At 53.0% G+C, this 16943-nt stretch carries 12 protein-coding genes; 2 read left to right on the plus strand and 10 right to left on the minus strand.

The window, feature by feature from the left end; translation table 11 throughout:
• Positions 1 to 320 precede the first annotated feature (320 nt).
• Positions 321 to 2354 carry a methyl-accepting chemotaxis protein gene (locus R70723_RS24385; RefSeq protein WP_039876273.1) on the plus strand — a complete coding sequence of 678 codons (2034 nt, stop codon included), beginning with the start codon at positions 321 to 323 and terminating at the stop codon, positions 2352 to 2354.
• A 133-nt stretch (positions 2355 to 2487) separates the two neighbouring features.
• Here R70723_RS24385 and R70723_RS24390 read toward each other — a convergent pair whose 3' ends face one another.
• From R70723_RS24390 to R70723_RS24435, 10 genes are all read right to left on the minus strand, one after another.
• Positions 2488 to 4689 (minus strand): HelD family protein, encoded by a 2202-nt coding sequence (locus tag R70723_RS24390; protein ID WP_039876276.1) that lies wholly within the window; start codon positions 4687 to 4689, stop codon positions 2488 to 2490.
• 117 nt (positions 4690 to 4806) lie between these two features.
• Complete coding sequence (locus tag R70723_RS24395; protein WP_039876278.1) at positions 4807 to 6108, minus strand: NCS2 family permease; 1302 nt, start codon at positions 6106 to 6108, stop codon at positions 4807 to 4809.
• 164 nt (positions 6109 to 6272) lie between these two features.
• Positions 6273 to 7028: a tRNA threonylcarbamoyladenosine dehydratase gene (locus tag R70723_RS24400; RefSeq protein WP_039876281.1), complete on the minus strand. Its 756-nt coding sequence runs from the start codon at positions 7026 to 7028 to the stop codon at positions 6273 to 6275.
• A 72-nt stretch (positions 7029 to 7100) separates the two neighbouring features.
• Complete coding sequence (aspS, locus tag R70723_RS24405; RefSeq protein ID WP_039876283.1) at positions 7101 to 8879, minus strand: aspartate--tRNA ligase; 1779 nt, start codon at positions 8877 to 8879, stop codon at positions 7101 to 7103.
• 45 nt (positions 8880 to 8924) lie between these two features.
• Positions 8925 to 10178, minus strand: coding sequence for a histidine--tRNA ligase (gene hisS, locus R70723_RS24410; RefSeq protein WP_039876285.1), 1254 nt, complete (start codon positions 10176 to 10178; stop codon positions 8925 to 8927).
• Positions 10179 to 11000: 822 nt separating this feature from the next.
• Positions 11001 to 11450 (minus strand): hypothetical protein, encoded by a 450-nt coding sequence (locus R70723_RS24415; protein WP_039876288.1) that lies wholly within the window; start codon positions 11448 to 11450, stop codon positions 11001 to 11003.
• Between the two features lie 34 nt (positions 11451 to 11484).
• On the minus strand, positions 11485 to 11991 hold the full coding sequence (locus tag R70723_RS24420; protein ID WP_039876291.1) for a type 1 glutamine amidotransferase domain-containing protein: 507 nt from the start codon (positions 11989 to 11991) through the stop codon (positions 11485 to 11487).
• A gap of 129 nt (positions 11992 to 12120) precedes the next feature.
• Positions 12121 to 12276 (minus strand): hypothetical protein, encoded by a 156-nt coding sequence (locus R70723_RS24425; protein ID WP_156123842.1) that lies wholly within the window; start codon positions 12274 to 12276, stop codon positions 12121 to 12123.
• A 180-nt stretch (positions 12277 to 12456) separates the two neighbouring features.
• Positions 12457 to 12900 (minus strand): D-aminoacyl-tRNA deacylase, encoded by a 444-nt coding sequence (dtd, locus tag R70723_RS24430; RefSeq protein ID WP_039876297.1) that lies wholly within the window; start codon positions 12898 to 12900, stop codon positions 12457 to 12459.
• A 22-nt stretch (positions 12901 to 12922) separates the two neighbouring features.
• On the minus strand, positions 12923 to 15103 hold the full coding sequence (locus R70723_RS24435) for a RelA/SpoT family protein (RefSeq protein WP_039876300.1): 2181 nt from the start codon (positions 15101 to 15103) through the stop codon (positions 12923 to 12925).
• Positions 15104 to 15516: 413 nt separating this feature from the next.
• Here R70723_RS24435 and uraA point away from each other — a divergent pair, with 413 nt between their 5' ends.
• Positions 15517 to 16821, plus strand: coding sequence for a uracil permease (uraA, locus tag R70723_RS24440; RefSeq protein WP_039876302.1), 1305 nt, complete (start codon positions 15517 to 15519; stop codon positions 16819 to 16821).
• Positions 16822 to 16943: the final 122 nt, after the last annotated feature.

The following is a 16943-nucleotide window of genomic DNA, read 5'->3' on the forward strand; positions in this document are numbered from 1 at the left end:
GTAAGTAAGGAGGCCTCGCGGCCTCCTCTTTAACAGGATTTCCGCCCTTAGACGGAAACCACCTCGTATACTGAAATCATTTCAATCAGCCTCCTTCCAGAAGTAATCTTGCCCGGCCGGACACTTATTATTAAGCCATAGCTGCCGGATCGATACAAGTTCAAGAATAGTTATAATCGTTCTCCACCAAAACCGGAAATATTTTTTGACAAATAACTAATTATATGGTCGATTTATGTCGAAATAAGTATTTAAATATGCATCAATTCTATGAGAATAGAGGCCTATGCTTTACAAAAAAACTTTCGGGGGAATGTAATATGGCGGCAGTGAGGCGTGTATTCAAGCGAATTTTCCAATTAAAAAAGCTCCGGTCTGAGCTGATGCTGTTTATGATCGCTGCTATTCTTCTGCCCTCGCTGGCTCTGACGGTCATCTCGACGTCTACATCGGAATCAGAGCTGCGCTCCAAAATGGAGGAAACCACCAATTCAAGCATTCATCTGCTCGACAAAACCCTTTCCCAGCTGATTCAGCTGGAAATCGCCAACGTAAATACCCTGGCCTTTCAGCTTAGTTCCAGCGATATGAACGCCGGTGCAAATGCCGCTTCAATCCGGGAGCACATTGACCAGTTCAAGTCAGAGCATCCGGAGATAGATATCGTTGCAGTCGGCAACAGCACCGGCCAGTACATGTTCTCCCCTGATTCACAGCTTGAGGATTATGATCCGCGTGAAAGAGACTGGTACATTAAATCACTGGAGGCTCCGGATAAAACCTCGCTCATTGATCCCATTTTCTCCAGGGTTACGGAGAGCTTTATTCTGCCGATCTCAAGAGCCCTACCTGACGGGAAGGGGGCTGTTACCATCAGCCTCAGCCTAACAGAGCTTATGGAGCTTGCCCAGAATGTAAGCGTCGGCTCTAGCGGATACGTCTATATTCTGGACAGCCAGAATAAGGTTATCTACCATCCATCACTGGATGCGGGTACCGCTGTAAGCGAGGTTCAGACAGCAGCGCTGACCGGCGGTCCTGCAGGAGAAATCACCTATGAGGATGAGCTCACAGGAACTGAAATGGCCGGATATTATATCAGCAACGGCTTAAGCGGCTTCAAGCTGATTGCCGTACTCCCTGAAGACGAATATACCCGAGCGGTTTATCCGATTCTGGTGAAATCGGCGCTTGTCCTGGCTGTTGCCCTCGTTCTGGCTGCGGCTGCCACCTTTATCATTATCCGTAACATCACCGCCCCGCTTATCCAGCTGAACAACTCAGCCAAAAGAGTCAGCGGCGGTTATCTGGATGAGGCAGTGCACACCCGGCGGACAGATGAAATCGGCGAGCTGGCCGCCAATTATAACATGATGGTCTCCTCCCTGCGGACTATGGTTCAGGAGGTGGCTGAAACCTCCGGACATCTGGCTGCCGCCAGCGAGCAGCTTACCGCAAGCACCGGAGAAAACAGCCGGGCTGTCGAGTATGTCACCGAGCTGGTAGAGGAATCTACGCGCGGCGTGGAGACCCAGGCCTACGCCTCCTCGGAGGTGGCGACGACCATGGATGAGATGTCCGCAGCGATCCAGAAGATTGCTTCTGCTTCCCAGTCCATTGTTAGTGCCGCAGTGCTGACTGAGCAGGATGTGAACACAGGCAGCGCCAGAGTGCAGCATGTCGGTGAGCAGATGCAGATCATCCGCGAATCCGTCCATCAGTCCGGCGCCCTGATTGCCCAGCTCAACACGCTAAGCGCCAAAGTAGCCGAGACAAGCACCGCGATCACCGCGATTGCCAAGCAGACGAATCTGCTGTCGCTGAACGCCGGCATTGAAGCCGCCCGGGCCGGAGAGCACGGCAGAGGCTTCGCCGTTGTCGCCGGTGAAGTCCGCAAGCTCTCCGAGGCTACCAGGTCCAGTGCGGGAGAGATCCATGAGACCATTTCTGAAATGGTCGGGCTGATCGCCAGCGCCTATGATGTGATGCGGTTCAAAGTGGCTGCGGACGTGGAGCAGGGAATGAATCTGACCGAGGATGCAAGCAGGACCTTCGCCCAGATTGAGACCTCCACCCGGCATGTCGGTGAGCAGATCCATGAAGTCTCGGCCATCACCGAGCAGATGTCCGCCAGCTCGGCTGAGGTTGCCGCCTCCGTACAGGAGATGGCCATCATTGCCAAAGCTGCACTTGATTCGTTCCAGAGCGTAACGGCAGCTACAGAGGAGCAGCTGGCTTCGATGGAGGAGATCACCTCATCGGCAACGGCGCTGTCGGGGATGGCAGCCGACATGCAGCAGCAGGTGGAACGGTTCCGTTTCAGCGGCAAGGACCAAAGCAGCAACGGAGAATAGACGGCTAAAGCCTGACGCAAAATCCCCCTGCCAAGCGGAATTCCTCTTAGCAGATACTCAGCTGTTTTGAGGGGACCCCGGCATATAAAAAGGACCGCACCTGTATAATCAGGGCGGTCCTTTGTGTATATAATTACCGGGCTGCGGGCTCCGGCCAGCCGGAGACGGTCTCTTCCCCTGCTGTCTGCACATAGGCAGGCAGGTCCCCGCCATGCAGCAGCCACAATTCATGCAGCGCACGGGTGCAGCCGACATACATCAGCTTCGCATCCCAGGCTGCTTCCCCGTAATGGCCTGTGTCCGCATCCGCCAGAATGACAGCGTCGAACTCCAGTCCCTTGGACAGATAGACGGGCAGCACCGACAGCCCGCCGTGATACTCTGTCATACTCCCGTCAATAAGATGGAGATCCGCGAAATGGGCTCCCAGCTCAGCGTACAGCTCCTCTGCTTCGCGCAGACTGCGGGTCAACACAGCCACTGTGCGGTATTCACGCCCGGAGAGTGAAGCCAGCGCCGCTCTGACTGCGTTCAGGCGCTGAGAGGCTCCTGAGGCAGCCTTAGGCGCTTCACCGCTGTAATCGATCAGACGGACCGGATTACCGCTGCGGAACACCGGCACAGCCAGCAGCGGGCTCTGTACGCCGGCTGAAAGGATACCGTTGGCGAATTCAATGATCTCCATTGTTGAGCGGTAGCTTCGCGTCAGCGCATGATAAGCTGTATGCTCAGGAGCGAACAGGGTCGACATTTCAGACCATTCGTGCACTCCTTTATACGCATGGATTCCCTGTGATAAATCACCGAGGATGGTGAAGGAGTGCCCTTTCACATATAAATCCAGCACAGCAATCTGGAAAGGCGAGAAATCCTGTGCTTCATCAATTACGATATGGTCAAAGCGCTCTGTCCCCTCATTGCCGCTGAGCAGATAATGGATATAGAGCAGCGGAGGCAGGTCTTCTTCGCGCAGAATGCCTTTTTTGAGCTCCTTCACGGTTTCTTTAAGCACACCCTGCGGAATCAGCTCCGGCGCTTCAGCCGGCCAGTCCTCAGGCACCTTGGCTGCGCGGAAAATCTGCTTGTAAATCATCAGCGGATTATACTTCGGCCATTTACCGCTGTAGGTTTTCTCCCGGGCGGCAGCCTTCTTCTTCCGTTCCTTCAGGGCAGCCGCAGACGGACTCTTCTTCAGCTCCATCTCGATCCAGCGGTGGATCCGCGCCATCACCCGTTCCTTGCGCTTCAGCGGCGGATAGGGAGCGTATTCCTCATTATGCCAGCGCAGGATCATCGAGCGGCGCAGCACAGCGCCTTCCCACGGAATGAAATCCCCTTCGGGAACCGCTCCGGTTTCCAGCTGTCTGACAGCCGACTCAATCACTTCCATCAGCACTGTAGAACCCTTGAAGCGTCCCGGCGTTTCTTCCGTTATAGCCGGCATGCCGCCCTCGGCCTCAAACCACCGGTTCAGCGTCTCCGCCGCATTCTGCTCAGGCAGCTCCAGGCTCAGTACAGCCGCCGCCCAGTCCGGGAAGGTGCTTTGGGCAATGTTACCCACCCCAAGCTCCGGCAGCACATCGGAGATATAATCCAGGAACATCCGGTTCGGGGCAAATATAATCATTCTCTCTGCCGAAACCTGCTCCTTGTATTGATACAGCAGGAAAGCCAGCCGGTGCAGGGCGACCGTAGTTTTACCGCTGCCCGCTACCCCCTGGATGATCAGCGCCGTATTCTTTACCGCACGGATAATCCTGTCCTGCTCCTCCTGAATCGTCGAGACGATATCGCGGAGCCGGTTATCCTTGTTCTCGCCCAGCCGGTAGACTAGAAATTCATCTGACACGGTAGGCGCATCGCTGTTCCGGTTGTATGTATCCGCAACCCGTTCCAGAATCTGCTTGCGGATCACCACATTGCGCTTAAGATACACAAGCCCTTCGATCAGGCCCTCCGGAGCTTCATACGAGGCAGGCTCGGTTCCGCCGGTGAATGAATAGAACAGGCTTGCTACCGGTGCACGCCAGTCGATGACCAGCGGACGGTCGCTTACCTGCTCGCGGTCCACGCCGATTTTGCCGATATAGAGCGGCCGGGCTTCCCCCTCACCGCTGCCCTGAAAGTCAAGACGGCCGAAATAAGGCTCGTGCACGAGCTTGGCCAGATCCTTGCGCCGCTGCTCTCTTGAATCCTCCAGCACCTGTTCCGTATAATCGTGTCCTGTGTACACCGGGGTGCTCTTAAGTCTTGTAAGGATCGAATCAATTTCGGTAAGCGTGCTGTTCAGCCTGTCTTCTTCCTCTTGATAGGCACTTTGAAAGTTGTCCTCCAATTTCAGTTACCTCCTAAAAGTATTTGAGTTTGGTTTACCCCGTGCAAGGCTGATATCACTTACACAAAAAGGATACCCATCATAGCACATCACCTTCAGTAAATCCAGATTAATCCTCTAACCCATTAGAGCATGCAGCACAAAGTTGGCTACAAACAGCCCGGCAATCCCGTACAGCGCCGGAGGCACATCCTTGCCTTTCCCCGTAGCAAGCTTAACAATCGGGTAAGTAATGAAGCCGAACGCCATACCGTCCACGATGCTGTAGGTAAATGGAATCATGACCATCACCAGAAAAGCCGGGAACAGCTCTGTCATGTCGCTGAGATCCATCTCCCTTACACTCTGGACCATCAGGCCGCCGATAACGATCAGAATCGGTGCGATGGCACTGTCCGGCACGTAAGCCAGCAGGGGGATAAACAGAAAGGTTGCCCCGAACAGCAGTCCGGTAACCAGTGAGGTCAGGCCGGATTTGCCGCCTGCCGCGATGCCTGCAGTGGATTCCGCAGCCGCAACGACCGGGCTGCTGCCGAACAGGCCTGCCGCAATGTTGGCAATGGAGAGTGCCCGCAGGCTGCTCTTGAACCGTTCCGGCCGTCCGGCCATCAGCGTCTGCGAGGAGATCAGCCCGATATTTTCAAATACGACAATCAGAAGCAGCAGGAATACGGCAATCCAGAACACCAGGCCGATCATCCCGCTCCAGTCCATACCGGCAAATACATCACCATAGCCGGTAAATACATGGCCCGGCTCCGTTGTTTCTGGCTTATGGGCTGCTCCGAGCAGATAGGCCAGCCCCGTGCCGGCAATCATGCTGATCAGCAGCCCGCCGCGCGTTCCGCGGATGAACAGCACCAGCGCAAGAATCAGTGTTACACAGGAGGTGATAACCGCCGGATCACTGAAATGGCCGATGGCTACAAAGGTAGTCCGGTGGGCTATAACAATACCGCTTTTTTGCAGGCCGATAAAGGTCAGGAACAGCCCGATTCCGACCGTGATGGCATGCTGCAGATTATGGGGTATGGCTTCACTGAGAATCCGGTACAGTGAAGTGAACGCAACGACCGCGAACAGTACGCCGGTTACCACTACAACCGCCAGCGCTTCGCGCCAGTCCAGCTTCATGGAATGAACCAGAGTATAGGTGAAGAAGGCGTTAATACCCATGCCCGGCACAACAATAATCGGCGTTTTGCCGCCGAAGGCCATCAGCAGGCAGCCTGTAACCGCCGTCAGCAGTGTGGCCACCATTCCCGCCCGCAGCGGCATGCCTGCATCATGCAGAATCGCCGCATTAACCATAACAATATATACAGAGGCAAAATAGGACAGGATCCCTGCAGCCCATTCCCGTTTCAGGTTATCGCCCGGCTCAAGACCCACGCTATTCCGCCAAAAATTCGAATTCATTGTAAAACCTCCACTGATTGTTAAGTTCCGCTGGCTATATTACCCGGATTGTCTGCTCTGTAACCGGTAATCAGCGGCAAACCGCAATAAAAGGGCGTGCAGCCGGCTATCCGGCTGCTCACGCCCTTCGTCCATCATTCATTTATTTGTTACCAGAGCCGGTTTTATACGCTTGCTCCGCCGGCCTTCAGCAGATCATCAACAGCAACACTGACCATAATCAGACCGACAACCGGCGGTACGAACGAATTGCTCGCCGGCGGCTGCTTGGCCTTGCGGCGGTCAGGGGCATCGGCCGGAACAATCTGCTCCGTTACATCCACACGCGGCTTCACCGGTACTTCAGTCGAGAATACCACCTTCACGCCTTTTTTGATGCCTTCCTTGCGCAGCTTTTGACGGATTACCCGGGCAATCGGGTCCATTTCCGTTTTGGAAATATCCGCCACCTTAAAGCGCGTAGGGTCCATTTTGTTGGCTGCGCCCATGCTCGAAACCATAGGGATCTTCCGGGACAGACATTCCTTGATCAGATGGATTTTGTAGATAATCGTATCCGAGGCATCAATAACAAAATCCGGCTTAAGCTTGAACAGCTCCTCATAGGTTTCATCCGTGTAGAACATGTTAAGGGCAATCGCTTCAATCTCCGGGTTGATCAGCTTGACGCGCTCGACCATCAGATCAGCCTTTTTCTGGCCGATCGTGGTCGTAAGCGCATGAATCTGGCGGTTAATATTGGTAATATCCACCGCATCCTTATCGATCAGGATAATCCGGCCGACCCCCATGCGGGCCAGCGCTTCAACGGACATCGCTCCGACACCGCCGATCCCGAGCACAGCCACAGTGCTGTTCTTCAAGATGTCCAAACCCTCCGGCCCGATGGCCAGCTCTGTACGCGAGAACTGATGCAGCATAAGGTTCACGCCTCCTTTATTATGCAACCTGCAGAGCGGCTTGTTTCCGCTGCTCCGCAGGCATGTTTGTAGTTAGTTTTTCACTTTTTCCGGCTTCGGCGCCAGCTTGATATGCAGCTGCTCCAGCTGTGCTGTATCTACCGGGGACGGTGCGTCCATCAGCAGGTCGGTTGCACTTGCCGTCTTCGGGAAGGCAATCGTCTCACGCAGGTTTGTGCGTCCGGCCAGCAGCATTACCAGACGGTCAAAGCCGAAGGCAATTCCGCCGTGCGGAGGCGTGCCGTATTCAAACGCATCCATCAGATAGCCGAACTTCTCGTAAGCCACTTCTGGTGAGAAGCCCAGTGCTTCGAACATTTTTTCCTGAACATCGCGTTTGTAGATACGCTGGGAGCCGCCGCCCACTTCATAGCCGTTAAGCACGATATCGTAGGCCTGCGCACGGATCGCACCAGGATCGGTGTCGAACAGGTGCAGGTCCTCGTCCATTGGACGGGTGAACGGATGATGCTCGGCTACATAACGCTTTTGATCTTCATCGTAGCTCAGCAGCGGGAATTCAGTGACCCAGGCAAACTTGAACACACTGTCATCAATCAGGCCAAGCTGACGGCCGATTTTGAGGCGCAGGGCGCCCAGAACATCCGCAACAACCTTCTTGTTATCAGCGGAGAAGAGCAGAAGGTCGCCTTCTTCAGCGCCTGTACGTTCTCTTACAGCTGCAATTTCTTCTTCAGTGAAGAACTTGACGATAGGTCCTTTGAATTCCCCGTCCTTCACCTGAATCCAGGCCAGACCCTTCGCTCCGTAACGGGCAGCATATGGCCCGAGGTCGTCGATTTCCTTACGGGTCCAGGTTCCGCAGCCTTTGGCGTTGAGAACCTTCACTTCGCCGCCTTTTTCAATAACGGAAGCGAATACCTTCACGCCGCTGGTGGCAACGATATCGTTCATCTCAACCAGCTCCAGGCCAAAGCGCAGGTCCGGCTTATCCGAGCCGTATTTGCCGATTGCTTCGGCATAGGTCAGGCGCTGGAACGGCACTGCCACATCCACGCCAACTGTTTCCTTGAGCAGACGCTGCATCAAAGTCTCCATCATACCGAGCAGCTCATCCTGCGGCACAAAGGAAGTCTCGATGTCGACCTGGGTGAATTCCGGCTGGCGGTCAGCTCGCAGATCCTCATCGCGGAAGCAGCGGGCGATCTGATAGTAACGCTCGATGCCGCCGACCATCAGCAGCTGCTTGTAAATCTGCGGCGATTGCGGCAGCGCGAAGAATTCGCCTTCATGCACCCGGCTTGGCACCAGATAGTCACGTGCGCCCTCAGGGGAGCTTTTGGTCAGGATCGGAGTTTCAACATCAATAAAGCCTTCACCGTCAAGGAAGTCGCGGAAAATCTTCGCCGCCTTCGAGCGCAGCAGCAGCGTCTTGTGCATTTCCGGACGGCGCAGGTCGAGGTAACGGTATTTCATCCGCAGGGACTCATCTACTTCCACACCGTCTTCGATGAAGAACGGAGGGGTTTTGGCAGCATTCAACACTTCAATTTCAGTAATCTGTACTTCGATTTCACCGGTAGGCAGGTTGCGGTTCACTGTTTCCTCGTCTCTCTTAACCACTTTACCCGTTACGGAGAGTACGTATTCACTGCGCACCTTATCGGCAATCTGCAGTGCTTCACCGGAATAATCCGGGTTAAATACGATCTGTACGATACCTGAACGGTCGCGCAGATCAATGAACAGTACGCCTCCAAGGTCGCGGCGGGTCTGAACCCAGCCGTTCAGTGTTACAGTCTGGCCGATCTGCTCCGGCGTTAATTGTCCGCAATGATGACTTCTACTCATAATTTATCCTACCCTTTCATGGTTAAAATACGTTTTAGCCTGCCTTTAGACCAGCGCCTGCGCCAGCTCTTCCAGCTTGACCGTCTTCTGTTCGCCGGTCTCCATTGATTTCAGGGCAATGACCCCGTTGTTCAGCTCATCCTCACCAAGAATCGCCGTATACCGTGCTGACATACGGTCAGCCGACTTCATCTGCGCCTTCATCTTGCGGCCGAGATAGTCTCGTTCTGCAGAGAACCCCTGGCTGCGCAGCAGGAACAGCTGCTTTGTAATCTCCTGATCCGCAGCCTCTCCCAGCGCCACGAAATACACATCCAGCGGCTTCACTGCCGGAAGCTCCACACCCTGGCTCTCCAGAATCAGCAGGATGCGCTCCAGTCCGATGCCGAAGCCGATGCCCGGCTGATCCGGTCCGCCGATTTCCTCCACCAGCCCGTTGTAGCGGCCGCCGCCGCCCACCGTATCGATGGAGCCGATACCGGCTGCTTTATACTCAAACGCAGTATGCGTGTAATAATCAAGTCCGCGGACCAGACGGGGATTGATGCTGTAATCAACGCCCATGGTATCAAGATGCGTCTTAACCTTTTCGAAATGGGTAGTGCATTCTTCATCAAGACTGTCCAGAATGGACGGCGCACCGCCGAATTTATCCTGGTCAACCTTGCAGTCAAGTACCCGCAGCGGATTGCGCTCCATCCGGCGCTGGCAGTCACTGCACAGGGTATCGCGCATCGGTCTCAGGAAATTCAGCAGCTTCTCACGGTAGGCGGCGCGGCTTGGCGCATTACCCACGGAGTTCAGCTCGACTCTGACGTCTTTGAGGCCAAGATCCTTGTAGAACTGATATCCCAGAGAGATTACTTCCGCATCAATCGCCGGATCCACTGCGCCGAACGCCTCGATGCCGAACTGGTGGAACTGCCGGTATCTTCCTGCCTGGGGACGCTCATAGCGGAACATTGGACCGATGTAATACAGCTTGCTGACATCCGGCTCGCCGTACAGCTTGTTCTGCACGTAAGCACGCACAACACCGGCCGTTCCTTCCGGACGCAGCGCCAGGTCACGGTCGCCCTTATCCTTGAAGGTATACATTTCGCCTTCCACAATATCTGTTGTCTCACCGACGCCGCGCTCGAACAGCCCGGTGTGCTCAAACATCGGTGTGCGGATCTCCCGGTAATTAAACCGGCGGCACAGATCTCTGGCCTTGCCTTCAACATACTGCCACTTCTCTACAGCACCCGGAAGCACATCCTGTGTACCTGTAGGTTTCTCGAATCTTTCTTTAGCCACAGCCTATCCCTCCTGAAAATAACCCCTCTTGCCTGACAATGCCTGTACCTTAGATTGCACCATTTCAAAAAAAAAGCAAAAAATCCCTCGCCTCTGTTTGTAACAAACAGGGACGAGGGATTATCATAAACGATTATTCACCCGTGGTACCACCCACATTCCGGATTCACTCACCATCATTGAATCCGCTCAAAGCGGTTAACGCCCGCCTACGCGCTCCGGCTACTGACCCTCGGCAATTTCTATTGCCTTGCGTTCGCCGTGCGTTCTCGGGGAAGTCATTCATCCGGTCATCAACAGAATCCTTACAGCCGTGCCGAAACGGTTATGACTCCCTTACTCAGGGGCGATAGCCGGTTCTGCGGGGATTCCTCTCTGGGGTTGTGGATTACGGATTACTTGGTCCCGTCATCAAAGCATTATAAACATTTCGTATATTGTTAGATTCTACTGAACCACTGCGCTAAAGTCAAGGAAGGAAATGAAATTTGTATTGAAAGATGTGGTTACAAAAAAAGTGACCTGCAGCCGATTGCTGCAGGTCCAGGTCATATATTATAAAAAAGGGGGTCATGCTTTTATTATAAGCACCCTATATTAAGGAAACATTTAAGAATTATTACGTTTGCATTACAGAAAAGAAAGCGTTTCAATTACTGGGACATTCCCCGTCCTTACCAGCACAAGCATACTTTACACTACCCTGCCCGGGCTGTAAAGTGAATTTTTGTCCGGAAGCGCGAACCGCCCCGGCGGTCCATGGGACCGGCCGGGGCGGCAGATGCGCAGCCTGCTCAGCAGCAAGCAGCTCTCATCATATCCTTAATCAAAGACCTCTACATAGGCATGCTTGCCGCGCAGTGTCTCAATAACCTCGTTGTAATGCTCCTCCGTAGTCTTCAGCGACATAACAATGCTCACATCACTCAGATCTACATCATCATTGATGTTCGTATCCTGGACAATATCATTGTCTCTGTCAACGTCAGAGCGCTTCAGTCCTTCATCATCAATGTCGGATACTGCGGGAACCACCGCTGCGCCGCTCAAGGCGCCTGCTGTTCCTGCCACACCCATAGTACCGCCGGTGATTGCAGAATTATTATACGGAACAAGCGGCAAAAGAAGATTCGGTCTGCGGTCTCTCCCGTTGTCCAACGGATCGGTCAGCGGAGAAATTTCCAGAGCCTCCACACTGTATGGAATCAATGCAGTCTTAGCGCCTTCCGCTTCACTTTCCGTTCTGAAATAAGCCTGAATTCTTCTGGTCATAATCGTTCCCTCCTTCAGTAATGGTTGCTATGAATTACAGGACCCTCAGCAGCTCACGCACAAAGGCCGGCTCATCTTCCGGGGTGCGCGAGGTTATATAATTGCCGTCAACGACGACCTCTTCATCCTTGAACTCCGCTCCGGCGTTAACAACATCATCCTTTAGCGGAGGGTAGGAGGTTATGGTGCGTCCTTGAAGCAGGTCTGCACTGATTAGAATCTGTGGTCCATGGCAGATGGATGCGATCGGCGTTTTGGAAGCGTCAGCTTCTTTTACAAAAGCAAGCACATCCTCATTCAGCCGCAGATTTTCCGGTGACGAGCCGCCTGGTATAACGATAGCGTCATAATCGCCGGCTTTTACCTCGCTGATGGCTTTATCTGCTGCATAGGAAACGTTCCCCTTTTTGCCCAGCAGCGTTTCATTCTTTTTCAGACCGATGATATCAGCCTGATGTCCTGCCTTTATAACCTCATCGTAGGGTACCTTCATTTCGGAATCTTCAAAACCGCTGGCGAGCAGAAATGCTACTTTACTCATTTCAATAAGTTCTCCTCTCCGCTATTTTGTTCTCGCTTTCTTATTACCCGCAATATCAGGATTTCTAACGACAGAAGGTTTTCTTTCCAAAATTCTCCTCCATTCTTACCGGAACTTCTACGAGCTTCCTCAGGTCCTTGGCAGAAGCCCGCGGCTTCTTCCCTTCAGCAGCGCCGGCTCCTCCCGGCTCCCTGTTTCCTTTGCTGCCGCCGCCGCTTCCGCCGGACTGCCTGCTGTGTACATCTGAATACTGCTCCACGCCCATGATTTTGGTGAATATCTCATTTTCAGATTACCTGCCCCTGACAGAATTTCAATCTTTCTTAGTTTATCCTGGACAGGCAGGCTCTATCCCCGCAGTCGCTGCTGCCGGTCTTCTGACATATGCAAAAAGCCGCAGACTGCTCCTATTCGGAACAACCTGCGGCATGCTTAATATTAATATTCATATCCTCTTCTGCTTCTCTAATCCCTGCTGTCCAGAATCAGTGTGACCGGCCCCCAGTTGGTAAAAGAGACGTCCATCATCGCCCCGAACACGCCCGTCTCCACCTGAAGGCCCAAGCCCCTCAGCACCTGATTAAAATAATCATAGAGCTGCTTAGCCTCGTCCGGAGCCGCTGCAGCCATAAAATTCGGGCGGCGGCCCTTGCGGCAGTCCCCATACAGCGTAAACTGTGATACCGACAGGATCGCCCCTCCGGTATCCGTAACACTGAAATTCATTTTGCCGGCTTCATCCTCGAAGATGCGCAGTCCGGCTATTTTGCCGGCCAGATATTCCGCATCCTTCTCGGTATCCCCGTGTGTTACGCCGATCAGCAGCATCAGGCCTTCGTTAATGGCTCCCGTTACCGTCCCGTCAACTGTAACCTTCGCTTCCTTGCAGCGTTGTACTACTGCTCTCATTAGCGTCTGTCAGCTCCTTGCCCTATTGCATAATCCGGTTAACCGTATATACATCCTTCACACGCTTCACCCGGTCGACAACCGACTGCAGATGATCCGTATTGCGGATGAGAATCGTCATGTGAATCATAGCCATCTTGTTCTTGTCTGAGCGCCCGGTGACTGCAGAAATATTCGTCTTGCTCTCGGACACCGCCTGCAGCACCTCGTTAAGCAGACCGTTGCGGTCATGGCCTGTAATCTCAATATCGACGCTGTAGTTGGCCTCCATGCTGCCTTCCCATTCCACCTCAATCACCCGTGCCGACTCTTCCCCGTCACCATCGGTCGGTATATTCGGACAGTCCTCACGGTGCACAGACACGCCGCGCCCGCGGGTTACATATCCGACAATATCGTCGCCCGGTACGGGGTTGCAACATCGTGCGAAGCGGACCAGCAGATTATCGATGCCTTTGACACGCACACCATTGGTAGGCTGGTTACGGCTTCCGCCGCTGGATTTAATCTCCTTCATCTCGGTAGACAATTCCAGATGGCTCGCGGCCTCTTCCTGCTCTCTGCGCAGCTTCTCAGTCAGCTTATTGGCAATCTGCGAGGCGGTAATCCCGCCGAAGCCGACAGCCGAAAGCATGTCCTCGACATCGCCGAAGGCGAATTTCTTGGCTACATCGCTCAGCTTATCCTCAGTCAGGAAGTCGGAAACCTCCATGTTAAGCCGCTTCAGCTCGCGTTCCACCGCTTCCCGGCCTTTTTCGACATTCTCCTCGCGCTTCTCCTTCTTGAACCACTGCTTGATCTTGCTGCGCGCATGCGAGGATTGGGCAATCTTCAGCCAGTCGCGGCTCGGCCCGTAAGAATTCTTGGAGGTCAGTATCTCCACGATATCCCCGGTCTTCAGCTTGTGGTCAAGCGGCACAATCCTTCCGTTCACCTTGGACCCGATGGTCCGGTTACCGACTTCTGTATGAATCCGGAAGGCAAAATCCAGCGGAACCGAGCCCGCAGGCAGCTCCACAACCTCGCCCTTCGGCGTAAAGACAAACACCAGGTCAGAGAAGAAGTCCATCTTCAGTGATTCTACAAATTCTTCTGCATCCTTGGCTTCATGCTGCAGCTCAAGAATTTCCCGGAAAAACGGCATGCGGTTCTCCGGATTCCCGCTGTTGCTGCTGCCTTCTTTATATGCCCAGTGTGCGGCGATCCCGAATTCAGCGGTCCGGTGCATCTCCCACGTCCGGATCTGCACCTCCGTCGGCTCTCCGCCGGGCCCCACTACTGTGGTATGCAGAGACTGGTACATATTCGCTTTGGGCATGGCGATATAATCCTTGAATCTGCCGGGCATCGGCTTCCAAAGAGTATGGATAATCCCTAATGTAGCATAACAATCCTTGATGTTATCAACGATAATCCGGATCGCAAGCAGATCATAGATCTCGTTGAACTGCTTGTTTTTGGTGCTCATTTTGTTATAGACACTATAAATATGCTTAGGGCGTCCGGACAGGTCGCCTTCAATCCCCATTTCATCAAGCTTGGCGCGGATTCTGCCGATAACACTGTCGATGAACTGCTCACGCTCTGCCCGCTTCTTATGCATCAGGTTCGCAATACGGTAGTACTGCTGAGGGTTCAGGTAACGGAGGGCAATGTCCTCCATCTCCCATTTAATCGCCGAAATACCGAGACGGTCCGCTATCGGACAGAAAATCTCCAGCGTTTCGTAGGAAATCCGCCGCTGGCTCTCCTCAGACTGATACTTGAGCGTCCGCATATTATGCAGCCGGTCCGCCAGCTTAATCACAATGACCCGGATATCCTGGGCCATGGCGATAAACATTTTGCGGTAGTTCTCATTCTGCTGCTCTTCCTTGGAGCGGAAGCGGATGCGTTCCAGCTTGGTCAGACCATCCACCAGCATGGCACAGGTATCCCCGAAATTCCCGCGGATCTGCTCCAGCGAAACCGTTGTATCCTCAACGACATCATGCAGCAGCGCGGCAATAATGGAAATAACGTCCATCTGCATATTAACGACAATATCTGCGACCGCCAGCGGATGCAGTATATATGGCTCCCCCGATTTGCGTACCTGGCCAAAGTGAGCCTGATCGGCAAACTCATAAGCTTCACGGATGCGGAGAAGATCTTTTTCTTTTATATAGGCGCCGGCCTTTTCAACTAATTGCTCTATGCCCATTCTCGTCGTATCCGTTTCCTTTCTATAAGAAAAATTCCGTAAAGGAGTTTCTCGAAGATGTAGTCGATTCCCTGGTTGATTGTAAATATAAAAAAGCTGCTCCATGCCCATTAATAAAATAAACCCGCAATTGAAACACTATTTGCAGGCTTTCAGCTCTTCCAAGCTGCACTACACGCAGTTTAAAGTTGTTTATAATTATGACGCTTAGGATGCATTACGTCAACACTTCCTGCCGGATGGTATTCAGCCGCTTTTATGGACAATCAAAGGATAATTTATGACAAAATCAAATAAAGTCTTACATTATTCAAAAATGTTGTTGTCAAACGGCGTCGGACTATTTAATCTAGTAAAGGCGGTTTTCGCCAGGCTAATCAAAAACTACATATGAGAAAGAGAAGTGAACTCCATTGCAACGCGAAATTCAAGTTAACGAGAAACTCCCGCTAGGCCCTGGCTTTCTGCTGAGCCTCCAGCATTTGTTCGCCATGTTCGGCAGCACCGTGCTTGTTCCTAATCTGTTCGGGGTAGATCCCGGCATGATCCTGCTGATGAACGGTATCGGTACACTGCTATATATTCTGATCTGCCGCGGTAAAATTCCGGCCTATCTTGGGTCAAGCTTTGCTTTTATCTCACCGGTGCTGAGTGTGCTCGGCAAATATGAGGGAGATCATCAGCATGGATATTCGCTTGCACTGGGCGCGTTTATCGTTACCGGCGTTATCTTTATTCTTGTCGCATTAATCGTCCGTTATGCCGGAACCGGCTGGATTGATGTTGTTTTCCCTCCCGCAGCCATGGGTGCTATCGTAGCAACAATCGGACTCGAGCTGGTACCGGTAGCTGCACGCATGTCGGGACTGATCGCTCCTGAGGGCGTTACTGACTGGACTCCGGACGGCAAGGCTATTACACTTTCTCTGGTCACGCTGGGCGTTACCGTTATCGGTTCCGTAATGTTCCGGGGCTTCCCAAAAATCATTCATATCCTCATCGGTATCGTTACCGGTTATGTATTGGCCTACATTATGGGCCAGGTAAACACCGGAGCTATTGGCGACGCCAGCTTCCTATCCTATCCGACAATTACTACCCCTTCCTTCGATTTGCAGGTTATTTTGACTATTATTCCTGTATCGCTTGTTGTTATTGTTGAGCATATCGGCCATCTGCTTGTAACCAGCAATATCGTCGGTAAGGACCTGACTAAAGATCCCGGTCTGGACCGGTCCCTGTTCGGTAACGGGATCTCGACTATACTGTCCGGTTTCGTAGGCTCCACACCTAACACCACTTACGGTGAAAATATCGGCGTTATGGCTTTGACCAAGGTATACTCGGTGTTCGTCATCGGCGGAGCAGCTATTATTGCCATTCTGATGTCATTCTCGGGAACCTTCTCCTCTGTTATTGCTAATATCCCGCAGCCGGTTATGGGCGGCGTCTCCCTGCTGCTGTTCGGAGTAATTGCCGCATCCGGCCTGCGCATTTTTGTAGAGCAAAAGGTTGATTTCTCCAAAGCAAGCAACATGATTCTGGCTACACTGGTGCTGGTTGTCGGTATCAGCGGCATCTCGCTTAACATTGCCGGCGTAGAGCTCAAAGGTATGGCCCTGGCTACTATCGTGGGTATCGTTCTGTCCCTGTTCTTCAAGCTGATCGAAGTTCTGGGCCTGTCGAACGAGCAGGAGTCAGAGAAATCCGCACACTAAGCTAAATCCATTTGCAAATAAGAGCTGTCCCAATGCAGTATATCGCTGCCGGGGCAGCTCTTGCTGCATTTTCAGCCAACCTGCATCCTTACGGCTCCATTAAAGGGATTTTTCCCTTTATT

This window comes from Paenibacillus sp. FSL R7-0273 (assembly GCF_000758625.1).
Taxonomy (GTDB): Bacteria; Bacillota; Bacilli; order Paenibacillales; family Paenibacillaceae; genus Paenibacillus_AQ.